Annotated in this window: 18 protein-coding genes; 10 read left to right on the top strand and 8 right to left on the bottom strand. The window is 71.4% G+C overall.

Translation table 11 applies throughout. The annotated features are described in order from the left end of the window. Positions 1–52: 52 nt before the first annotated feature. Both AC2DFQ_RS00835 and AC2DFQ_RS00830 read right to left on the bottom strand, forming a co-directional pair. A complete protein-coding gene (locus tag AC2DFQ_RS00835; protein ID WP_484509725.1) occupies positions 53–1,822 on the bottom strand; it encodes a proline--tRNA ligase in 1,770 nt (589 codons plus the stop codon). Between the two features lie 36 nt (positions 1,823–1,858). Further along, positions 1,859–2,899 carry a DUF3558 domain-containing protein gene (locus tag AC2DFQ_RS00830; protein ID WP_484532643.1) on the bottom strand — a complete coding sequence of 347 codons (1,041 nt, stop codon included), beginning with the start codon at positions 2,897–2,899 and terminating at the stop codon, positions 1,859–1,861. Positions 2,900–2,978: 79 nt separating this feature from the next. Between AC2DFQ_RS00830 and pcp the strand changes: the two genes are divergently transcribed. Beyond that, positions 2,979–3,614: a pyroglutamyl-peptidase I gene (gene pcp / locus AC2DFQ_RS00825; RefSeq protein ID WP_484532642.1), complete on the top strand. Its 636-nt coding sequence runs from the start codon at positions 2,979–2,981 to the stop codon at positions 3,612–3,614. Positions 3,615–3,758: 144 nt separating this feature from the next. Here pcp and AC2DFQ_RS00820 read toward each other — a convergent pair whose 3' ends face one another. Together AC2DFQ_RS00820 and ispG are read right to left on the bottom strand one after the other, a co-directional pair. After that, positions 3,759–4,952, bottom strand: a complete 1,194-nt coding sequence (locus tag AC2DFQ_RS00820; protein WP_484532641.1) for a benzoate/H(+) symporter BenE family transporter — start codon at positions 4,950–4,952, stop codon at positions 3,759–3,761. A 228-nt stretch (positions 4,953–5,180) separates the two neighbouring features. After that, a complete protein-coding gene (gene ispG / locus AC2DFQ_RS00815; protein ID WP_484510008.1) occupies positions 5,181–6,311 on the bottom strand; it encodes a flavodoxin-dependent (E)-4-hydroxy-3-methylbut-2-enyl-diphosphate synthase in 1,131 nt (376 codons plus the stop codon). 200 nt (positions 6,312–6,511) lie between these two features. On the opposite strand from ispG, the gene AC2DFQ_RS00810 reads away from it, so the two are divergent. Next, positions 6,512–8,416, top strand: a complete 1,905-nt coding sequence (locus AC2DFQ_RS00810) for a chorismate-binding protein (RefSeq protein WP_484532640.1) — start codon at positions 6,512–6,514, stop codon at positions 8,414–8,416. A 10-nt stretch (positions 8,417–8,426) separates the two neighbouring features. Here the strand turns inward: AC2DFQ_RS00810 and AC2DFQ_RS00805 are convergent, their stop codons facing one another. Then, a complete protein-coding gene (locus AC2DFQ_RS00805) occupies positions 8,427–9,773 on the bottom strand; it encodes a M50 family metallopeptidase (protein WP_484532639.1) in 1,347 nt (448 codons plus the stop codon). Positions 9,774–9,846: 73 nt separating this feature from the next. On the opposite strand from AC2DFQ_RS00805, the gene AC2DFQ_RS00800 reads away from it, so the two are divergent. The 3 genes from AC2DFQ_RS00800 (at position 9,847) to AC2DFQ_RS00790 (ending at position 13,053) form a co-directional block, all read left to right on the top strand. After that, a complete protein-coding gene (locus tag AC2DFQ_RS00800) occupies positions 9,847–10,446 on the top strand; it encodes a hypothetical protein (RefSeq protein WP_484532638.1) in 600 nt (199 codons plus the stop codon). A gap of 97 nt (positions 10,447–10,543) precedes the next feature. Continuing rightward, on the top strand, positions 10,544–11,248 hold the full coding sequence (locus AC2DFQ_RS00795) for a DUF1775 domain-containing protein (protein WP_484532637.1): 705 nt from the start codon (positions 10,544–10,546) through the stop codon (positions 11,246–11,248). Between the two features lie 143 nt (positions 11,249–11,391). Then, positions 11,392–13,053: a Mur ligase family protein gene (locus AC2DFQ_RS00790; RefSeq protein WP_484532636.1), complete on the top strand. Its 1,662-nt coding sequence runs from the start codon at positions 11,392–11,394 to the stop codon at positions 13,051–13,053. Between the two features lie 75 nt (positions 13,054–13,128). Here AC2DFQ_RS00790 and dxr read toward each other — a convergent pair whose 3' ends face one another. Both dxr and AC2DFQ_RS00780 read right to left on the bottom strand, forming a co-directional pair. Next, positions 13,129–14,214, bottom strand: a complete 1,086-nt coding sequence (dxr, locus tag AC2DFQ_RS00785) for a 1-deoxy-D-xylulose-5-phosphate reductoisomerase (RefSeq protein ID WP_484532635.1) — start codon at positions 14,212–14,214, stop codon at positions 13,129–13,131. A gap of 29 nt (positions 14,215–14,243) precedes the next feature. Next, a complete protein-coding gene (locus AC2DFQ_RS00780; RefSeq protein ID WP_484532634.1) occupies positions 14,244–15,185 on the bottom strand; it encodes an FKBP-type peptidyl-prolyl cis-trans isomerase in 942 nt (313 codons plus the stop codon). Between the two features lie 113 nt (positions 15,186–15,298). On the opposite strand from AC2DFQ_RS00780, the gene AC2DFQ_RS00775 reads away from it, so the two are divergent. The 4 genes from AC2DFQ_RS00775 (at position 15,299) to dhaM (ending at position 18,501) form a co-directional block, all read left to right on the top strand. After that, positions 15,299–16,060, top strand: a complete 762-nt coding sequence (locus AC2DFQ_RS00775; RefSeq protein ID WP_484509736.1) for a lysophospholipid acyltransferase family protein — start codon at positions 15,299–15,301, stop codon at positions 16,058–16,060. 79 nt (positions 16,061–16,139) lie between these two features. Further along, entirely contained in the window at positions 16,140–17,132 is a 993-nt protein-coding gene (dhaK, locus tag AC2DFQ_RS00770; protein ID WP_484532633.1) for a dihydroxyacetone kinase subunit DhaK, read from the top strand. A gap of 5 nt (positions 17,133–17,137) precedes the next feature. Continuing rightward, positions 17,138–17,776, top strand: a complete 639-nt coding sequence (gene dhaL, locus AC2DFQ_RS00765) for a dihydroxyacetone kinase subunit DhaL (protein WP_484509738.1) — start codon at positions 17,138–17,140, stop codon at positions 17,774–17,776. Beyond that, the gene (gene dhaM / locus AC2DFQ_RS00760) at positions 17,773–18,501 is read left to right on the top strand and encodes a dihydroxyacetone kinase phosphoryl donor subunit DhaM (RefSeq protein ID WP_484532632.1); all 729 of its coding nucleotides are present in this window, start codon (positions 17,773–17,775) and stop codon (positions 18,499–18,501) included. Before dhaL ends, dhaM begins: the two co-directional genes overlap by 4 nt. 8 nt (positions 18,502–18,509) lie before the next feature. Here dhaM and AC2DFQ_RS00755 read toward each other — a convergent pair whose 3' ends face one another. Next, positions 18,510–19,478 (bottom strand): sugar-binding transcriptional regulator, encoded by a 969-nt coding sequence (locus tag AC2DFQ_RS00755; RefSeq protein WP_484509740.1) that lies wholly within the window; start codon positions 19,476–19,478, stop codon positions 18,510–18,512. 118 nt (positions 19,479–19,596) lie between these two features. Here AC2DFQ_RS00755 and AC2DFQ_RS00750 point away from each other — a divergent pair, with 118 nt between their 5' ends. Next, positions 19,597–21,309, top strand: coding sequence for a glycerol-3-phosphate dehydrogenase/oxidase (locus tag AC2DFQ_RS00750; RefSeq protein ID WP_484509741.1), 1,713 nt, complete (start codon positions 19,597–19,599; stop codon positions 21,307–21,309). Positions 21,310–21,372: the final 63 nt, after the last annotated feature.

Below are 21,372 nucleotides of genomic sequence, written 5' to 3'. Positions count from 1 at the left end.
AACGCGGGTCCCGTCCGTGATGGACGGGACCCGCGTTCGTCGCGTGTGCGTGTCAGGCCGTGAGACGAGCGACGGCGTCGGCGGCGGGGACGACCTCGCGCTCGCCGGTGCGGCGATCCCACAGCTCCACCTCGCCCGCGGCGGCACCGCGGCCGACGATGACGATGCGCGGGACGCCGACCAGCTCGGCGTCGCCGAACTTCACGCCGGGTGACACCTTCGGCCGGTCGTCGAAGAGCACGTCGAGCCCCGCCGCTTCCAGGTCGGCGCTGAGAGTCTCGGCGAGCTCGAAGGCCGCCGCATCCCGGCCCGTCGCGACGACATGCACGTCGAACGGCGCGACCGATGCGGGCCAGATGAGGCCCTTCTCGTCGTTGTTGAGTTCGGCGATGATCGCGAGGATGCGGGTCACGCCGATGCCGTACGAACCCATCGTGACCGTGACGAGCTTGCCGTTCTCGTCGAGCACCTTCAGTCCCAGCGTCTCGGCGAAGAACCGGCCGAGCTGGAAGACGTGACCGATCTCCATGCCGCGCGCCAGTTCCACGGGCCCGGAGCCGTCAGGGGCGGGATCGCCGGCGCGGACGGTTGCGACCTCGATGAATCCGTCCGCGGTGAAGTCGCGGCCGGCGACGAGCGAGTGCACGTGCTTCTGGTCGATGTTCGCGCCCGTGATCCAGCTGGTGCCGTCGACGACGCGCGGGTCGAGCAGGTAGCGGATGCCGGTGGCGGATTCCTCGCCCAGCACCGGCCCCGTGGGCGACCACGGGCCGATGTAGCCCTTCACCAGGAAGGGGTTCCGCTCGAAGTCCGCCTCGGTGGCCTGCTCGACCTCGGCTGGCGCGAAGGCCACCTCGACGCGCTTGTCATCGACGTCGCGATCGCCCGGCAGGCCCACGACGACGAGTTCGCGCGTGCCGTCCAGGTGCTTCAGCGCCAGGACGACGTTCTTCAGGGTGTGCGCGGCGGTCCACTCCCCGCCGGCGGCCGGAGGGTCGAGGACCGCGTTGGAGTGGTCGACGAGCGTCTGGATCGTGGGGGTGTTCGGCGAGTCGAAGATCACCGGTTCGGGCAGCCCGTCGAACGGGATCGGCTCGGGCACGAGGGTCGTGAACGCCTCGACGTTGGCGGCGTAACCGCCGGCGGAGCGGACGAACGTGTCTTCCCCGACGGCGGTGGGATGCAGGAACTCCTCGCTGCGCGCGCCTCCCATGAGACCGTTGTCGGCGTTGACGATGACGTACTCGAGCCCCAGTCGCTGGAAGATGCGCTCGTAGGCATCGCGCTGGGCCTGGTACGACGCATCCTGGCCCTCGTCGGTGTAGTCGAACGAGTACGCGTCCTTCATCGTGAACTCGCGTCCGCGGAGGAGTCCCGCGCGGGGGCGCGCCTCATCGCGGTACTTGTCCTGGATCTGGTACAGCGTCAGCGGCAGGTCTTTGTAGGACGAGTACAGGTCCTTCACCAGGAGCGTGAACATCTCCTCGTGCGTGGGGGCGAGCAGGTAGTCCGCACCCTTACGGTCCTGCAGCCGGAAGATGCCGTCGCCGTACGACTCCCAGCGTCCCGACGCCTCGTACGGTTCGCGCGGCAGGAGCGCCGGGAAGTGCACCTCGTAGGCGCCGACGGCGGCCATCTCCTCGCGGATGATCGCCTCGATCTTGGCCTTGACCCTCAGGCCCAGCGGGAGCCACGCGAAGATGCCCGGCGCGCTGCGGCGGATGTAGCCGGCACGCACGAGGAGGCGATGGCTCGTGACTTCGGCATCGGCGGGGTCTTCACGGAGCGTGCGGAGGAAGAAGTGCGACAGACGGGTGACCACGAGGATTCAGTCTAGGTGCGGGGGCGTGGTGGACATTCAGCCGAGCTCAGCGAGCAGCCGGGGGGCGAGTTCGAGCACTCGCGCGGGGTCGCCGCCCGTTGCGAACCGGATGGTGAGGCGATTCGGCCCTGAGACGGCGGCGAGCGCCACATCGCTGGGATGCTGGGGATCCACCTGCATCCAGGCGGCATCGGCGCCCTCGACCTCAACCTCCTGCACATCCTGACCCTGCAGTGTCCGCTCGCTCGGCGCTCCCGCGCCCGGCTGGGGGTAGACCTCGGCGATGGTCGACGAGTACGCAGTCGTGCGGTACGAGGAGCACCATTCCGCCGCTCCCGCGTCAACGAGGATCTCCCATGCAAGGCCGGCCGGCACCGAATCGCCGGGGAATCCGGCAGTCATGGGCTCGCCCACTGCGGTCTCGACCACCCCGCGCACATCCTCGCAGTCCGGAATGCTCCACCACTCGGCGTCACGCGCCCTGGCGACAGCCATGCTCGGAGTCGCCTTCGCCGCCACAGTTTGGATGACCGCCTCGAGGCGATCGGTTTCGCGCAAAGCCTCCTCGTCCGACATCTCCCGCCAGGGATCGTCGAGCATGGGTACCAGGCTCACGCCTATCCATGCGCCGCCGACGACGCGGCCCATCTCGCACGAGCCGGTCGTACCGCCACACTGCATGGTGCTGTACCGACCCACTAATTCCCTCGAAACCACGGCCGAGTCGAGCACGCTCACACCCACGTAGTTGCCACTGTCGGTGTACCAGCTGCACATCACTCCGCCAAGATTCGCCGAGAGCGCCGGGGGGGTCGAGAGCAAGGACGAAGAGTCGTCGAAGAGCGTCAGTCCGGCCCCCGCAGTGGCCTCGAGCTCCTCGGGGGTGAGAACGCGAGCGCAGTCGCCCTCGAACGCCACAGACGGCGCGATGCTGGGCGTGGGTGTCGCCGCAGCCGGAGTGCTCACATCCGGCGAGGGCGTCGGCGTTCGATCGGGCTCGGGCGCGCAGGCCGCCAGTGCCAGAACAACGACGACGAAGGAGAGTGTGGCCCCCACCCGGGGCGCGCGCCGAAACATACTCGGAGGATAGGGGTGCCGCCGGTACTCAGCGGATCGCCGCCTATAACGGTCCACTCACGTTCTTTAGGCTGGAGGGGTGGCGACCGTACTGCTGACCGGATTCGAGCCCTTCGGCGGCGACGCATCCAACCCGTCCGGGGAAGCCGTGCATGTGGTCGCGGATCGGTGGCGCGGGCCGGAGGTTCTCATCACCGACGTCTTGCCCGTGGCGTTCGCCGGCGCGACCGCGCGGATGCGTGAGCTCTTGGACCAGCACTCTCCCGACCTCGTCATCGCGACGGGCCTTGCCGGGGGCCGCGCGGCCGTGACGCCCGAGCGCGTCGCGATCAACCTCGCCGACGCCCGCATCCCCGACAACGACGGCGTCCAGCCGGTGGATGACCCGGTCGTCGCGGATGGACCGGCGGCGTACTTCGCGACGGTCCCGGTCAAGGCGATCACGGCGGCCATCGCCGCGGCCGGGATCCCCGCATCCGCCTCGCACACCGCGGGGACGTTCGTCTGCAACGCCGTGATGTACACCGTGCTGCACGCCACCGCGGGGACGCCCACCCGGGCCGGTTTCCTCCACCTGCCCTGGGCGGATGGTGCGGGGCCCGCCGGTGCGCCGTCGCTGGCCATGGGCGACCTCATCCGGGCCGTCGAGGTCGCACTACGCACGGCGCTGGATGTGCGGGACGACGCCCCGCTCCGCGGCGGCGCCCTCTCCTGACCCGCCCGGGCCGTTCAAAACTCAGGAGACACGCCGGGCGCGACCCCCGGAACACCGCCGCAACGCCCGAATCTCCTGAGTTTTGCGCAGCGAAGCGCCGGGAGAGGAGGATCGGCTCGGACGGCGAAGCCGCGCCGAGAAGCCTCAGCGGCGTCCGGCATGCAGCACGGCCCGCACCACCAGCCCCGCCAGGAGCGCCCAGAACGCGGCACTGACACCGCCGATCGCCACACCGGATGCAGCGACGAGGAAGGTCACAACGGCCGGCAGCCGCTCCTCCGGGTCGTCGATGGCCTGCTGCACGGCCGACCCGAAGGTCGCGAACAGCGCGACACCGGCTACCGCGGGGATCAGCGCCTCCGGCGCCACGACGACGAGCGCCACGAGGGCGGCCGACAGCGCGCCGAGCACGATGGCGGTCGCCCCCGTGGACACACCCGCCACCCACCGGCGCTTCGGGTCGGGGTCGGCTTCCGGCGCGGCCGCGAGGGCCGCGCTGATCGCCGCGAGGTTGATGGCGTGAGCGCCCGCCGGCGCACCCAGGGCCGTCCCCACTCCGGTCACGAGCATCGCTCCGCGCCACGGGACGGTGTATCCATAGCTGCGCATGATCGCCACGCCCGGAACGTTCTGCGACGCCATCGTCACGAGGAACAGCGGAAGCGCGAGCCCCACCACCGCTCCCCCGGTGAGGGTCGGAGCGGTCAGCTCGATGCCGGGCACCAGATCGCCCGGGGGCACGCTCGCCCCGGTCGCTGCGACGTGGATGCCGACGACCACGGCGGCCGCGACGAAGGACAGCGGCACGGCCCACCGCGGCACGAGGCGGACGCAGATGAGCCACGTGAGCAGCACCGGCGCCACGCCCCACGGGTTGGCGACGAGTCCGCCGACCGGCGCCAGGCACAGGGGCAGCAGCACCCCGGCGAGCATCGCCTGCGCGATGGACGGGGGGATGCGGGCGATGATCCGGCCCAACTGCGGCCACAGAGCCGTGAGCAGGATGAGGCCCGCGGTGACGAGGAACGCGCCCACCGCGGCGGGCCACCCGCCCTCGACCGCGCCGGTGGCTGCCAGCACCGCAGCCCCGGGCGTCGACCACGACGCCGTGACCGGCATGCGGGAGCGCCACGCGAGGAGGATCGAGGCGATCCCCATGGTCACGCACAGCACCATCAGGCCGCTGGCGGCCTGCGCCGGGGTCGCGCCCACCGCATCCAGACCCGTCAGGACGACCGCGAAGGTGCTCGTCGTCCCGACCAGGGCGGTGACGGCACCCGCGATGATCGGCCGGGAAAGCGGCGCGGGTGCGATCGTGGAGTCGGTCATGAGATTCATGACGGTAGTGGATGCGCCGGCACCCGCCTCGATGCCACCTGCCAACCCGTGGCCGCCCCGGGCCCTGCCCGACTCCCGACCGCACACCCCCGCCATGGCGACGTCCGCGCGCACAACGGCGGATCCGGGCGGCGACACCCCGCCACATCCACCCGTACCCCGGCGCGTCGCCGAAGATCTCCGCAGCCGTGCCCGCGCGTGAACCCCCTGGGGCGCACCGCCCAGGGGTCAGACGGTGACGACCTGCGCGGTGCCGATGCGGGCGTCGGGGCCCATCTCATCGGCGAGGCGGTTGGCTTCCTCGATGAGCGTCGCGACGATCTCCGACTCCGGGACGGTCTTGATGACCTGGCCCTTCACAAAGATCTGACCCTTGCCGTTTCCGGATGCGACGCCGAGGTCGGCCTCGCGGGCCTCTCCCGGTCCGTTCACGACGCAGCCCATGACGGCGACACGCAGCGGCACGGTCATGTCCTTGAGACCCTCGGTCACGTTGTCGGCGAGCGTGTAGACGTCGACCTGAGCCCGGCCGCAGGAGGGGCACGACACGATCTCGAGCTTGCGCTCGCGGAGGTTCAGCGACTGCAGGATCTGGTGGCCGACCTTGACCTCTTCGGCCGGCGGGGCCGACAGCGAGACCCGGATGGTGTCGCCGATGCCCTCGGACAGCAGGATGCCGAAGGCGGTCGCGCTCTTGATCGTGCCCTGGAAGGCGGGGCCCGCCTCGGTCACGCCCAGGTGCAACGGCCAGTCGCCCATGGCGGCGAGGAGCCGGTAGGCCTTGACCATGATGACCGGGTCGTTGTGCTTGACGGAGATCTTGAAGTCGTGGAAGTCGTGCTCCTCGAACAGCGACGCCTCCCAGCGGGCGCTTTCGGCGAGCGCCTCGGGCGTGGCCTTGCCGTACTTCTCGAGGAGGCGCTTGTCGAGGGATCCGGCGTTCACGCCGATGCGCAGGGACACCCCCGCGGCCTTGGCGGCGGCGGCGATCTCCCCCACCTTGTCGTCGAACTGGCGGATGTTGCCGGGGTTGACCCGGACGGCGGCGCATCCGGCGTCGATCGCCTGGAAGACGTATTTCGGCTGGAAGTGGATGTCAGCGATCACAGGGATCTGACTCTTCTTCGCGATGATCGGCAGCGCCTCCGCGTCGTCCGCGCTGGGCACTGCTACCCGCACGATCTCACACCCGGACGCGGTCAGCTCGGCGATCTGCTGAAGGGTGGCGTTGATGTTCGTCGTCGGTGTCGTGGTCATCGACTGCACGCTGACGGGAGCATCTCCGCCCACCAGCACCTTGCCGACCCGGATCTGGCGGCTCTTGCGTCGGGGCGCGAGCACCTCGGGAATCCGCGGCATTCCGATGTTGACTGCTGGCACTCGTTTAGCCTACGCCGCGCTCCTGCAAGGGGGCTCGATGCGGTGGTGTGATAAATTCGGCCCATGTCCGCGAACCTCAGCTGGTGGCTCACCGTCTAGGCGGTGTGTTCGCGTAACAGACCGCTCCCCCGGGGCGGTCTTCTTCGTTGGACGGTCGCCCCTCCGACGAAAGATCGACGATGACCCGGCCCGACATCCCCCAGATCCTCCGCGACCTCGCCGAGGGCACCGCGCCCTTCGCGCTGCTCGCCCGCGACGCATCCACCGTCGAAGTGCTCACCGGCGACGTCGTCGACGTCGCGCTCCTCGCCGACATCCCCCTGACGGATGCCGCGGGCCGGGCCCGCGAGGTTCTCGCGCTCGTGCCGTTCCGGCAGGTGCGCGAGCGCGGCTTCGTCAGCCACGACGACGGCGCTCCGCTGCGCTGTCTCGTCGTGGACCGGCATGACGCGCTCCCCCGCGACGCGGTCATCGCCGCGCTCCCCTCGGCGCCGGTGCCGCTCGGGGATCCCGGCTTCGACCTGGGCGACGAGGAGTACGCCGGCATCGTCCGCCGCGTGATCGCCGAGGAGATCGGCCGCGGCGAGGGCGCCAACTTCGTCATCCGGCGGGATTTCACCGCGGCCGTCGACACCGACCCCCGCGTGGCGGCGCTGACCTGGTTCCGCGCGCTGCTCGAGCACGAGCGTGGTGCGTACTGGACCTTCGCGGTCGTGACCGACGGCCACATCGCGGTGGGCGCGAGCCCCGAGGCGCACGTGAGCGCACGGGGTGGGGTCGTCACGATGAACCCCATCTCCGGCACCTTCCGCCACCCACCCGGTGGTGCGACGGCCGAGACCCTGACGGAGTTCCTCGAGTCGACCAAGGAGACCGAGGAGCTCTTCATGGTCGTCGATGAGGAACTGAAGATGATGTCGGCGGTGTGCTCGGACGGCGGGCGCATCACCGGTCCGCATCTGAAGGAGATGTCGCGCCTCACCCACACCGAGTACATGCTGCGCGGTCGCAGTCGCCTCGACCCGCGCGACATCCTGCGCGAGACGATGTTCGCCCCGACGGTGACCGGCTCCCCCATGCAGAACGCGTGCACGGTCATCGCCCGGCACGAGACCACGCCCCGCGGCTATTACTCCGGGGTGGCCGCGCTGTTCACACCCGCCGACCCGTCGACGGGTGACGACGGCGGCGCGACGCACGATCTGGACGCTCCGATCCTCATCCGCACCGCATACCTCGTCGACGGGCGCCTGCGGGTGCCGGTGGGCGCGACGCTCGTGCGCCACTCCGACCCGTACGGCGAGGTCAGCGAGACCCACGGGAAAGCTGCCGGCGTGCTCGGCGCGATCGGGGCGATCCCGCGGGATGCTCCGGCTCCCGATCCCGACGCTCCGGCCGGCGGACACCCCGCCCTGGCCGACGATCCGGCCATCGCCGAGCTTCTCGCCTCACGCAACGCCCGCCTCGCGGCGTTCTGGCTGCAGCCGCAGGACACCGCACCGGCGGGCCCGTTCGCCGGCCGGGACGCCCTCGTCGTCGACGCGGAGGACCGCTTCACGACCATGCTCGCCCATCAGCTGCGTCACCTCGGGTTCGACGTCACCATCACGCCGTGGTCGGAGGTCACCGATGCGCAGCTGGATGCGGCCGGTGTGGTCGTGTCCGGCCCCGGTCCCGGCGACCCGCGCGACCCGGACAGCCCGCGGATGCAGCGCATGCGCGAGGTCGTGGCGCGGCGTCGCTCGTCGGGGGCCCCGCTTCTGGCGGTGTGCCTGAGCCACCAGATCCTCGCCGGTTCGCTCGGGATCGGGCTGGCGCCTCTGGACCGGCCTCACCAGGGTCTCCAGCTGAGCGTCGACGTCTTCGGCGAATCGGCCTCGATCGGGTTCTACAACACGTTCACCGCCCGCGTTCCCGCGGGAACGACCCGGGTAGGAGACGCCGAGGTCGCCGCCGGTTCCGCCGGCGACGTCTACGCGTTGCGCGGGCCCGGCTACGCCTCGGTGCAGGGCCACCTGGAGTCGATCCTGTCGCGCGACGGCATGCGCACCCTCGAGCGCCTCCTCACCCACGCCCTGTCCTGACCTGCGCGGATCAGAACAGCGACACCGGGTTGAACAGGTCGGCGAGGATCAGGATGCCCCCCATCCCGATCAGCAGCACGACGACCACGAACGTGACCGGCACGAGCTTGGTCGCATCCACCGGTCGCGGCGGCGGGCGGCGGAACAGCTTCGCCCACGCGCGCTTGAGGCCGTCCCACAGCGCGACGACGACGTGCCCGCCGTCCAGCGGCAGCAGCGGGATGAGGTTGAAGACGAACAGCGCGATGTTCAGCGATGCGACGAGTCCGATGAGGCTCGCGACGCGATCGAGGACCGGTGCATCGGTCGCGGCGACCTCGCCGGCCAGGCGCCCTGCCCCCACGACGCTGAGCGGGCCGTTCGGGTCGCGCTCCTGACCGGTGAAGAGGTCGACGGCGGTGTCCCACACGCGCACCGGCAGCTGAGTCATGATGCCGGCGACGGCTCCGACGTTCTCGACTGCCGCCTGCGGACCCGCCCACAGCGGCTGCGTGACGCGGCTGACCTGCGGGCCGACACCGATGAAGCCGACCTCGCGCATCTGGGGCTCGCCGTCGGGGCCGATGACCGTCCGGCCGTCCTCGCCGACGACCTCCCGATCGGTGCGAAGCGGCGTCACCGTGAGCGACTGCTCCTGGCCGTCGCGCTCGAGCACCACGCCGAGCGGGTCGCCGGGGTGGTCCTGGATGATCGCGGACAGCTCGTCGAACGTGGAGACGTCCGTCCCGTCCACGGACAGCACGACGTCCCCGGGCAGGATGCCGGCCTCGGCGGCGGGGGCCGCCGGGTCGGACGGCCCGCAATCGGTGCGGTCGGCGTCGGCGGGGATGACGCATTCGCTCACGGAGGCGATCGTCGTCGTCGCCGTGGCGATCCCGAAGCCGCTGAAGAGCACGGCGAACAGCACGACCGCCAGGACGAGGTTCATGACCGGCCCGCCGAGCATGATCACGACGCGTTTCCACACCGGCAGGCGGTAGAACGCGCGCCGGTCGTCGTCGTCTCCGGTGAGCGTCTCGTCGTTGGCGGCGCGCGCATCCTGCACCATCGTCGCGAAGAATCCGCCGCTGGCTCTGCCCGACTGCTCTCCGGCCAACGCGGCCTCGCGCTCACGGGGGGACGGCGGGTACATCCCCGCCATCGAGATGTAGCCACCGAGCGGGATCGCCTTCACGCCGTACTCGGTCTCACCGAAACGCCGGGACCACAGCGTCGGACCGAAGCCGATCATGTACTGGCCGACCCGGACGCCGAAGCGCTTGGCGGGAACGAGATGGCCGATCTCGTGCAGCGCGATCGACACCGCGAGCCCGACGACGAGCAGCACGACACCGAGCACGAACAGCAGAACCGTCACGCCGTTCACGGTACCCCGGCGCGCCTTTGAGTTGGCCGTGGAGCTTCTCGCGCCGGGCACCTAGCCTGGAGCCGTGAGCACACGGTCGGCCAGGGCGCTGCGGGGTTCCGCGTTCGCCGTGCTCGCGACCGTCATCGCCGCGGCAGCCCACTCCCTCGCCGGAGGCGGGGCACCCAGCCCGCTGTTCTGCGCGGTGGTCGCAGCGCTCGCCACCCCCGGGGCGACAGCGCTCGCCGGCGCCCGCACGGCGCCGTGGCGCACCGCGCTCGCCGTGGGATTCAGCCAGCTCCTCTTCCACGCCGCCTTCGCCACGATCGGCGATCTGGGCCGGTGGGATGCCGCCGCCCCGCATGTCCACGGCAGCGCTGTCGTGGTCGGCGAGTCGGCGGTGGCGGCACTTCCCGGCGGCGCGGCGATGACGGCGGCGCATACGGGTGCCGTCCTCGTCACGATCCTCGCTCTCACCCGGGGGGAGCAGGCCGTACGCGCCATCGCGCGCCGGCTCCCCCGGTTCCTGCCCCCCTCGACCCCGAAGATCCCGACGATCTCGGTTCGCCGCCCGGTGCGGGCGATGTGCGACAGCGCGCCGCTCGTGCGCCCGCGCCCTCGCGCGGCCTCGGTGTCGCGCCGCGGACCGCCGTCGCACGGGTTCCTCCCCACCCTCGCCGCCTGAGGCGCACGGGCACGCTCGATGCTGCCCGTGCGGGCGCGTGCCTGCGCGCGCCCGCCCCGCGCGCCCGGCGGCCCACCCACACTGCGAAGAGAGAGTCATGTCCCCTACCACCGTCATCCCGGCGCGCCGCCGCGCGCGCGTCATCCTCGGCGCGCTCGCCGGGGCCGCCCTCGTCGTCGGATCGCCCCTGGCCGCCGTCGCGCACATCCACGTCACGCCGGACACCTCACCCGCGGACGGCACCACGACGCTGACGTTCTCGTTCAGCCACGGTTGCGAAGACTTCCCGACCACCGCGCTGGCCGTCGACATCCCGGACGGAGTCACCAGCGTGGTGCCGGTTTCGTCGGCGGGATGGTCGATCCACCGCGACGTCGCCGACAACGGCACCGTCAGCCGCGTCGTCTACACGGCAACCGAACCGATCGAGTCGGGAATCAAGGGCGAAGTCAGCCTCGATGCGCGCTTCTCCGCAGAACTGGCCGGGTCGGTCGTCGCATTCCCGGTGATCCAGGAGTGCACGACCGGCTCGACCGCGTGGACCGAGGAGACCGTCGAGGGCGAGGAGGAGCCGGAATCGCCCGCCCCGGCCGTCGCCGTCACGGCGGTCGACGAAGAGGCGACGGACGGTCACGGCGCCCCGAACCCGGATTCGGCCGGGGCGTCCGAGGATGCCGCCTCCGCGCCCGCGGCCCCTGGTTCGGCGGCGACCGCCGCGCTGTGGCTCGGGGCGGGCGGCCTCGCCCTCGGCTCGGCCGCCCTCGTGGTCGCGGTGGTGGCGCTCAACCGGCGCCGCGCGTGACCGATCCCGGTGCGTCGTCGCGCGGCGGCGGCGCACCGGGTCCCCGGCGTCCGTGGGCCCGCGGCGTCCGTGGGCCGCGACCGCAGGCCCGCGTGAGCCGGGATCGGGGGACTCCCCGCGGCGGGTGAGAGGATGGGAGCGCCATGCCCACCGACGCCCCCGCCAATCTCCCGCCCGTCCTGCGACCCCAGCGGCCGCCCGTGCGCGCCCTCGACGACCTCGCCCGCCGTTTCGGAGCCGAGGTGCGTGGCGACACCACGGGCGTGACGGTGTCGGGTATCACCCTCGCCACCGCAGACCTCCGCTCCGGCGAGGCCTTCGTCGCCCTTCGCGGGGTGAACCGCCACGGCGCCGAACTCGCCCGCGAGGCCGTAGCGGCCGGTGCCGTCGCGATCATCACCGATGAGGACGGCGCGCGTCTGGCCGCAGACGCAGGTGTCGCGCTGGTCGTCGTGGACAACCCCCGCGCTCTCCTGGGTGAGCTCTCGGCCTGGGTGTACGGCACCGGGGCTGACGACGACCTGCCGCTCCTCCTGGGCACGACCGGCACGAACGGCAAGACGAGCGTCTCGCATCTCCTCGAGGGGATCCTCGCGCAGCTGGGCGTGGTGACCGGTCTGTCCTCGACAGCCGAGCGTCACATCGCCGGGGAGGTCATCGTCTCGCGGCTGACCACGCCCGAGGCATCCGAATTCCACGCGCTGCTGGCCTTGATGCGCGAGCGCGGTGTCGAGGCGGTCGCCGTCGAGGTGAGCGCGCAGGCACTCAGCCGGCACCGCGTGGACGGGCTGGTGTTCGACGTCGCGGCGTTCACGAACCTCTCCCACGATCACCTCGACGACTACGCCGACATGCGGGAGTACTTCGAGGCGAAGCTCCCGCTGTTCCAGCCCGACCGCGCGCGCCGCGGCGTCGTGTCGCTCGATTCCGCGCCCGGAGCCGAGGTCGTCGCTCGAGCGGGGATCCCCGTCGTGACGGTGGCGACGCCCGTCATCGCCGCCGACCCCGACGCGGCATCGGCGGCCGACTGGGTCGTGGAGATCCGCGAGGAGCGGCAGGACGGAACCGAGTTCACCCTCTCCGGGCCGGCGGGGCGATCCCTCACGACGGTCGTACCGGTCATCGGCCGGCACATGGCATCCAACGCCGGGCTCGCGATCGTCATGCTGCTCGAGGCGGGGTACGCGTGGGACGCCCTGGTCGCGGCGCTGGACGGGGGACGGATCGCGGCCTTCCTCCCCGGTCGCACGCAGCGGGTCTCCGGGGACCGCGGCCCCGCGGTGTACGTCGACTTCGGCCACTCCCCCGACGCCTTCGAGAAAACCCTCGCCGCCGTCCGCCGCGTCACCCCCGGCAAGGTGGTCATGCTGTTCGGCGCCGATGGCGACCGCGATGCCACCAAACGCCACGACATGGGTCGGACGGCCGTGGAGGGCAGTGACATCCTCGTGCTGACCGACCACCACCCGCGGTTCGAGGATCCGGATTCCATCCGCGCGACCCTCATGGAGGGCGCGCGGCGGGCCCGTCCCGACGCCGAGATCCACGAGTACTCGCCCCCGGAGCGCGCCATCGTGGAGTCGGTGGCGCTCGTGGGCGAAGGCGACGCGATCCTGTGGGCGGGGCCCGGCCACCAGGACTACCGCGACATCCGCGGGCGGCGCACCCCGTATTCGGCCCGTGAGCTCGCGCGTCGTGCGCTGCGTGCTGCCGGCTGGCCCGTCCCCGACCCCGCGTGGCCGGTCCCCTACCCGTCGGAGGAGACCCCCTCCTCCGACCCCGAGCGCCCCTACCCCGCGCCCTGACCCACCGAGAAACGAAGAGACGGGCGAGACGGCACGCCGCGCGCCCTTTCTCGTCCGGATTGCCGTTTCTCGGCGTCAGGATGCGGCGGAGATGGCCCGGTCCGCCGCCGCGCGCGCCCACGATTCGGCCTCGGCGAGGGACTCGCGGGTGAGCTCCCCCGGCGCCTCGTGCGCCTCGACCACCTCCCGGACGGTGTCGAGGATGCCGAGGAACGCCAGACGTCCCTCGTGGAACGCGTCCACGGCCTGCTCGTTGGCGGCGTTGAAGACCGCCGGGTAGGTGCCGCCGAGGCGGCCGACCTGCTTGGCCAGTGCCACGGCGGGGAAGGCGTCCTCGTCGAGCGGCTCGAAGGTCCACGACGACGGGGCGCTCCAGTCCAGCGGGCTCCCCACGCCCGCGATGCGGTGCGGCCAGTCGAGTCCGAGCGAGATGGGAAGGCGCATGTCCGGCGGCGACGCCTGGGCGATCGTGGAGCCGTCGACGAACTCGACCATGGAATGCACGATCGACTGCGGGTGCACGACCACGTCGATCCGGTCGTAGGGCACGCCGAACAGGAGGTGTGCCTCGATCACCTCCAGCCCCTTGTTGACGAGGGTCGCCGAATTCGTCGTGACGACGCGCCCCATCGTCCAGGTCGGGTGGGCGAGCGCGGCTGCCGGGGTGACGTCGGCCAGCTCCGCGCGCGTCCGGCCTCGGAAGGGCCCCCCGGATGCGGTGAGCACGAGGCGGCGCACCTCGCTGTGTTCACCGGCCCGAAGGGCCTGGGCGATCGCGGAGTGCTCGGAGTCGACCGGCACGATCTGACCCGGCCGCGCCAGGGCCGTGACGAGATCGCCGCCGACGATCAGCGACTCCTTGTTCGCCAGGGCGAGGGTGCGCCCGGCCTCCAGCGCCGCGAGGGTCGGCCCGAGACCGACGGAGCCGGTGATGCCGTTGAGCACGACGTCGGCCTCGACGTCGCGGACCAGCTGTTCGGCCTCGGCCGCGCCGACGGCGGTGTGCTCCACATGGAACAGCTCGGCCTGCGCACGCATCCCTTCGCGGTCGCTGCCGACGGCGAGGCCGACGACCTCGAACCGATCGGGGTGGCCCTGGATGACCTCCAGGGCCTGGGTGCCGATCGAGCCGGTCGATCCGAGAACGAGGACGCGCCGCATCCGGTCAGCCTACCGACGGCGCCCCCGCGTCACTGTCCGGCGTTCTCGCTCGCGATGATGTTCACCACGAATACGAGAGCCTCGCCGGCCAGCTCATGCTGCGACGACGCCCTCTCGCCGTACGCGCACGTCGCCGGCATCGCGACCAGCACCGTCGAGCCGACCTGCTGGCCCTCCAGCGCGACGCGGAAACCGTCGACCACGCCATCGGTGGTGAAGGTCTCGCTCTCCCCGCGATCCCAGCTGGAGTCGAAGGTGGATCCGTCCGACCACTTGACGCCGGTGTAGTTCACGTCGACCGCACTCCCGGGTTCGACGACGTCGCCGTCGCCTTCCTCGAGCACCTCGACGGAGACCGCCGCGGGCGCATCGGTGGCCGGGATGGTGATCGCCGGTGCGCCGCCCTCGCCGAAGGTGACGGCCGGGGCGTTTCCATCGAACTCCTCCGCGACGCACCACTGCGCCTCCGGGATGACGTCGAGCACGTCGAACACGTAGACCTGCGGGGCGTTCTGCCCGCCGTCGCCGGGAAGGGTGGCGACCACCCGCGAGCCCTGCGGCGCGCATCCCAGAACCTGTCCGAGCGCGCTTTCCGGCGAGATCTGCTGCGGCTGCAGGGGCGACTCGTAGCCCGCGGTCGCGATCTGCTCGCTGGTGCCTGCATCGAACGCGGTCAGGGCGTAGGAGACATAGTCACCCGCGCTGACCTCCTCACCCGATCCCTCGGTCACCACCGTGCGTTCGACGTCAGAGACCTCCAGCGGCGCCCCGAAGCTCACGGTTGCCGTCGAGCCGAACTCCCCCTCGACGGTCACCGCGTCCGAGGCGGCGCCGGACGGCGCGGCGGCCGCGCACAGATCCCCGGGAGTCCCGGTCGGGCTCGCCTCCGGGGCGGATCCGCCCGAGCAGCCGGCGAGGACGACGACTGCGGCAGCAGCCAGTGACAGGGTGGCAAGCGGTCGGATGCGCACGGGCGAACCTCTCGAGGGTGTCGGGGACAGTCCATCCTGGCGCATCCCGCCTACGAGGCGCCTGAGAACAGGGCATGCCGTAGGGGGAATGAAATGCGGGGTAGCCTCGTCGGGTGACTTCCGAGGAGGCGCCCGCGACGGCCGCCACGCCCGACGGCGACCCGCTTCCGCGAGGCGGTGCGGCCTACGCCTTCGGGCGGACGGTCGTCGCTCCGCTGGCTCGCGCGATCTACCGGCCCCACATCGAGGGCCGGGCACTGGTGCCGCGGACGGGACCGGTGATCTTCGCGAGCAACCACCTGTCGTTCATCGACTCGATCGCGATCCCCGTCGCCGCTCCCCGGCCGGTGCACTTCCTGGCGAAGTCGAGTTATTTCGACTCCTGGGCGTCGCGACAGTTCTTCTCCGGGCTGGGCGCGATCCCCGTCGAGCGGGGGGCGGGCCAGGCGGCGCTGGACGCCCTCGACCAGCAGCGACGGCTGCTCGAGGACGGCCGCGCCGTCGCGCTGTACCCGGAGGGTACGCGCTCCCTCGACGGACGCCTCTACAAGGGCCGCACCGGGGTAGCCTTCCTCGCGCTGCAGACCGGGGCGCCGGTCGTCCCGGTCGGCCTGAGCGGCACGGATGTCGTCATGCCGGTGGGCGCGCGTTTCCCCACGCTCCGTCAGCGGATCACCGTTCGGTTCGGCGCCCCCCTGGACCTCACCGCGCACGGACCGGCATCGTCCGGCCGCGCCAGGAGGGCCGCCACGGATGAGATCATGGCGGCCATCCACGCCCTGTCGGGGCAGGAGCTGGCCGGCGTCTACAACGAGGTCCCGGCCGCCGGCCCGATCGATCGCATCCGTCAGGTCCTCCCGCACGAGCGGCGCTGACCGCTCCCGCGCGCCCTTGACAGGCCCCGCGGTCAGGTGGAGATTCTCCCTGACCGCACCGCCGCGCCCGGAGGGACCCATGAAGAAGCTCATCAATGCACCCGCCGATGTTCTCATCGAGGCCCTCCGGGGCATCCAGGCCGCACATCCCGAGCTGCGCGTGGACACCGCGGACCGCGTGGTGTATCGCGGCGAACCCCCGCGACCCGGCAAGGTCGCGTTGGTCTCGGGAGGCGGATCCGGGCACGAACCGATGCACGGCGGTTTCGTCGGAAGGGGGATGCTGGATGCCGCGGCCGCCGGCGAGGTGTTCACGTCGCCGACGCCCGACCAGGTGCTCGCCGCCACGAAGGGCGTCGACTCCGGTGCCGGGGTCCTCCACATCGTGAAGAACTACACCGGCGACGTCCTCAACTTCGAGATGGCCGCCGAACTCGCCGCCGCCGAGGGGATCCGCGTCGAATCCGTCCTGGTCGCCGACGACGTCGCGGTGCAGGATTCCACGTGGACGGCCGGTCGCCGCGGCACCGGCACCACGGTGATCCTGGAGAAGATCGTCGGCGCGGCCGCGGAGGAGGGCGCCGACCTCGACACCGTGCGCGCGCTGGCGGAGAAGGTGAGTGCCAGCGGACGCTCGATGGGTGTGGCGCTGACCAGCTGCACGGTGCCGGCTGCCGGAAAGCCCACCTTCGAGCTGCCCGACGACCAGATGGAGATCGGCGTCGGCATCCACGGCGAACCCGGGCGCGAGCGTGTGCCGCTGGCGCCGGCGAAGGAGATCGCCCGGATGCTGGTGGAACCGATCCTCGCCGACCTCGATGCCACGGGACCCGCGATCGTGATGCTCTCGGGCCTGGGCGGCACTCCCCTGATCGAGTTGTACCTCATGTACGGCGAGGTCGCCGCTCTCCTCGCCGACGCCGGCGTCGAGGTGCAGCGCTCCCTCGTGGGCGACTACATCACGAGTCTAGACATGGCCGGATGCTCTCTGACCGTCGTGAAGGCCGACGATGAGCTGATCCGGCTGTGGGACGCCCCGGTCACCACCCCCGGGCTGCGCTGGGGGGCGTGAGTCAAATGGCCGTCACAACCGCCGTCCTCAGCGACTGGATGACACGCTTCGACGCACTCGTGAGCGAGCATGAGTCCGAGCTGACCGCTCTGGACTCCGAGATCGGCGACGCCGACCACGGCTCCAACATGGCCCGCGGGATGCACGCGGTGGTGGGCAAGCTGGCCGCCGATGCACCGTCCACCCCTGCCGACTTGGGCAAGACGGTCGGGATGACGCTGGTCTCCACGGTCGGCGGAGCGAGCGGCCCCCTGTACGGCACGTTCTTCCTGCGACTGGGCGCCGCTGCGGGGACCGGTGCGACCCTCGACGCCGACGGTCTGGGAGCGGCGCTCCGCGCCGGCGTGGAAGGGCTCGTCGCCCGCGGCAAGGCCGCACCCGGTGACAAGACGATGATCGACGCGCTGCTGCCCGCAGCCGACGCGTGGGACGCCGCCGTCGCCGACGGCGCCGATGCCGCGACGGCCGCGCGCGCGGCGGTGGAGGCGGCACAGAAGGGACGTGACGCCACGATCCCGCTGGTGGCGCGGAAAGGTCGCGCCAGTTACCTCGGTGAACGCAGCGCCGGCCACATGGACCCGGGCGCGGCATCGGCGACTCTTCTCCTTGAAGCGCTGCGCGACGCGCTGGAGCAGGCGGCATGATCGGACTCGTCGTCGTCTCGCACAGCGCATCCCTCGCTGCCGCCGGCGTCGACCTGGCACTGCAGATGGGAGGCGACGCACCGCCGCGCATCGAGGTGGCCGCCGGCACCTCCGACGGGGGCTTCGGCACCGACGCCGTGGAGATCGCGGCGGCCATCGACCGCGCCGCATCCGAGGACGGGGTCCTCGTGCTGATGGATCTCGGCTCCGCGATCCTCAGCGCGCAGATGGCGCGCGAGTTCGCGCAGACCCGGGCTCCGGTCGTCCTCAGTTCCGCCCCTTTCGTGGAGGGGCTGGTCGCCGCCGTGGTGGCAGCGGCCGCCGGTGGGTCGCTGGATGACGTCGCCACCGAGGTGGCAGGCGCGCTGGAGGCCAAACGCACGCAGCTGGGCGACGAACCGGTCGCCGCCGCATCCGGCGACCTGCCCCGCGATGCGGGGACGGTGGATGAGGCGTCGTTCGAAGCGGTCATCCGCAACCCGTCGGGCTTGCACGCGCGTCCGGCCGCCGCGTTCGTGCGCGCCGCCGGACGTTTCGATGCCCGCGTGACGGTGTCCGACCTCGATTCCGGGTCGGCGCCCATCGCCGGAAACAGCCTGCTGGCCCTCATGTCGCTCGGTGTGCGCCCCGGCACGCGCGTGCGGGTGGCGGCGACCGGGCCGCAGGCGCAGGAGGCCGTCGACGAACTGCGCTCGATGGTCGAGGACGGCTTCGGCGAGCTCTGACGGAGCGCTCAGGGGGCGGCGGCGACCTCCAGCAGTTGCCGGGCCAGCGACTCCTCCACGACGAGCTCGGTGATGATCCCCGCCGCCAGCGCTCCGCGCAGGCTGTCGAGCTTGGACAGGCTCGACACGACGCAGAACCGGTTGGGGATCCGGCGCACCGCGTCGAGGTCCGGGCCGCTGGAGCGCTCATTGAGGTCGATGCCGTCGGATGTGCCGTCGATGCGGTAGAACACCGTCGCGCAATCGCCCACCACGCCGTGCCGCTGGATCGAACGGCGGTCGACCTCGTCGAAGTAGTCGCCCGAGTAGACGTGCGACGGCACATCCGCGTGGGGCGACCCCAGCCCGAACACGAAGACGCCCGCGTGCTCCTGGATCTGCAGCACCGCCCGCACCGACCGCTCACGCCACATCGCGCTCTTGGTGAGCGGATCGTCGAACAGGGCGGGCACGGGGAACTGGTGCACCGAGGCCGACCAGGCCGTGCCGAACCGCGTGAGGATCTCCCCCGCGTAGGGGATGCCGGAGGTGCGCACGTTCGCGGCGCCGTTCATCTGCACCACACGCGAATCGTGGGTGCGCTTGGCGGGCAGGTGCCGCGCGACCGCCGACAGCGTCGACCCCCACGCGATCCCGATCGTCATCGACGAATCCACCCGCTCCGTCAGAATCCGCGCCGCTGACAGCGCGGTGCGCTCGAGCCGCTCGGCCTCACTGATGCGATCCGGGGTCGGCACCACATGCGCCGTGACGCCGAACCGGCGCGCGAGACGGTTCTCCAGCTGGTCTCGGGCATCCTGCGGCGAATGGATCGAGATCGTCACGAGTCCGCTCTCGCGCGCATACGAGAGGAGGCGCGACACCGACGACCTGGAGACGTGCATCTCGCGCGCGATGCCCTCCATCGTCAGGTCTTGCAGGTAGTACAGCTGCGCCGCGCGCAGGGCGTCCTGCGCGCGGGTGGATGCCGACGGCATGGCGCCTCCTGGAATGTCAGAGCCAGTGTGCACGTTTGTGCAGACTGCTTGCAACTACGTTCAACCGGGGGGCACCCTGGTAGGACGCACCACACGAAAGGTCGGACCCGTGTCTTCGATGTCGACTCCCCCCTCCCGCCCCGATGTTCAGGCTCTCCGCGAGCGCGGCGAGGTCGACATCCTCGTGGTGGGCGGAGGCATCAACGGCATCGCGGCCTTCCGCGATCTGGCCCTGCAGGGGGTCGATATCGCTCTCATCGATCGTGGCGACTTCGTCTCCGGGGCCTCATCCGCCTCGAGCCACATGGTGCACGGCGGCATCCGCTACCTCGAGAACGGCGAATTCCGGCTCGTGCAGGAGGCGGTCACCGAGCGCAATGCGCTGCTGCGGACCGCGCCGCACTACGTGCGTCCGTTGGAGACCACGATCCCGATCTTCAAGACGCTCTCCGGCATCCTCTCGGCGCCCTTCCGCCTGCTCGTCACGCACGGGCGCGGGAAGCCGCGCGAGCGGGGTGCGCTGTTGATCAAGACCGGCCTGATGATCTACGACACGTTCTCGCGCGGCGGCGGCACGGTCCCCCGCCACCGCTTCCACGGACGGAAGAAGTCGCTCGCGGAGTTCCCCGCGATGAACCCCGACGTCAAGTACACCGCGACCTACTACGACGCCTCGATGTGGGACCCCGAGCGCCTCGCGCTGGACGTGCTGCACGATGGACGTGAAGCCGGCGGCCCCCGTGCACTGGCGGTCAACTATGTCGCAGCCGCGGGTATGGCCGGCGGCGCGGTGCTGCTGCGCGACGAGGTGACCGGCGAGGAATTCTCCATCCGGGCCAAGGTCGTCGTCAACGCCAGCGGCCCGTGGACCGACCTCACCAACGATGCACTCGGGATGCCGACCCGGTTCATGGGCGGCACGAAGGGCTCGCACATCGTGCTGGACCACCCGGAGCTCTTGGCCGCGACGAGGGGCCGGGAGATCTTCTTCGAGGCGTCGGACGGGCGGATCGTCCTGATCTACCCCCTCAAGGGACGGGTCCTGGTGGGCACGACCGACATCGACGCCGACCCGGCCGAACCCGTGGTCACCACCGACGAGGAGATCGACTACTTCTTCGACCTCGTCAAGCAGGTGTATCCCGACATCGTCGTGGACCGGTCGCAGATCGTGTACACCTTCTCCGGGATCCGCCCGCTGCCCCGTCACGACGACACGGCGCCGGGCTTCGTGTCGCGCGACTACCGCATCGTCGACGACACCCTTCAGGGGATCCCCATCCTCAGCCTCGTCGGCGGCAAGTGGACCACGTTCCGCGCGCTGGCCGAACACCTGAGCACCCGGACGATGGAGACCCTCGGCCGTCGGCACCGCGTGAGCACCGTGGGTCTCGCGATCGGCGGCGGCGAGGGCTTCCCGCGCACCGACGCCGAACGGCGCCAGTGGATCCGGCAGAACGCCGCGGGGCACTCCGCGGAGCTGGCCGACCGGATGCTGACGCGCTACGGCACGCGAGCTGCCGACGTGCTCACGGCCATCCCCGTCGACGCCGCCGCGCTCGAGCACGCCCCGGGGTACTACCGCGAGGAGTTGGCGCACCTGGCCGGGACCGAGCAGGTCGTCCATCTCATCGACCTGCTCCTGCGCCGCACCTCGATCGCGTTCGTCGGCGGCATGACCCCTCAGACTCTCCGTGAAGTCGCCGACGCCGTCTCCGACGTCCTCGGCTGGGATGCGGAGCGGCGTGACCACGAGGTCGCGCGCACGGTGGAGATCCTGCGCACCGCGCATCGCGTCGAGTTCGAGGAGGTCGGAACCGCGCACATGTGAGACGTCCGGCGCCCGCCGGCAACCCGATCTCTAGCCTGACATTCCACGGCCCCCGCAGTCGCG

Source organism: Microbacterium sp. Z11_20 (genome assembly GCF_057197605.1).
The sequence above is the reverse complement of the archived record's forward strand: the minus strand, read 5'-3'. Positions and strand labels throughout refer to the sequence as shown.

Coding starts and splice junctions, on each gene's coding strand:
- AC2DFQ_RS00830 (WP_484532643.1), bottom strand. CDS start 2,899: ATGTTTCGGCGCGCGCCCCGGGTGGGGGCCACACTCTCCTTCGTCGTC.
- AC2DFQ_RS00820 (WP_484532641.1), bottom strand. CDS start 4,952: ATGAATCTCATGACCGACTCCACGATCGCACCCGCGCCGCTTTCCCGG.
- ispG (WP_484510008.1), bottom strand. CDS start 6,311: ATGCCGCGGATTCCCGAGGTGCTCGCGCCCCGACGCAAGAGCCGCCAG.
- AC2DFQ_RS00810 (WP_484532640.1), top strand. CDS start 6,512: ATGACCCGGCCCGACATCCCCCAGATCCTCCGCGACCTCGCCGAGGGC.
- AC2DFQ_RS00795 (WP_484532637.1), top strand. CDS start 10,544: ATGTCCCCTACCACCGTCATCCCGGCGCGCCGCCGCGCGCGCGTCATC.
- AC2DFQ_RS00790 (WP_484532636.1), top strand. CDS start 11,392: ATGCCCACCGACGCCCCCGCCAATCTCCCGCCCGTCCTGCGACCCCAG.
- dxr (WP_484532635.1), bottom strand. CDS start 14,214: ATGCGGCGCGTCCTCGTTCTCGGATCGACCGGCTCGATCGGCACCCAG.
- dhaK (WP_484532633.1), top strand. CDS start 16,140: ATGAAGAAGCTCATCAATGCACCCGCCGATGTTCTCATCGAGGCCCTC.
- dhaL (WP_484509738.1), top strand. CDS start 17,138: ATGGCCGTCACAACCGCCGTCCTCAGCGACTGGATGACACGCTTCGAC.
- dhaM (WP_484532632.1), top strand. CDS start 17,773: ATGATCGGACTCGTCGTCGTCTCGCACAGCGCATCCCTCGCTGCCGCC.
- AC2DFQ_RS00755 (WP_484509740.1), bottom strand. CDS start 19,478: ATGCCGTCGGCATCCACCCGCGCGCAGGACGCCCTGCGCGCGGCGCAG.
- AC2DFQ_RS00750 (WP_484509741.1), top strand. CDS start 19,597: ATGTCGACTCCCCCCTCCCGCCCCGATGTTCAGGCTCTCCGCGAGCGC.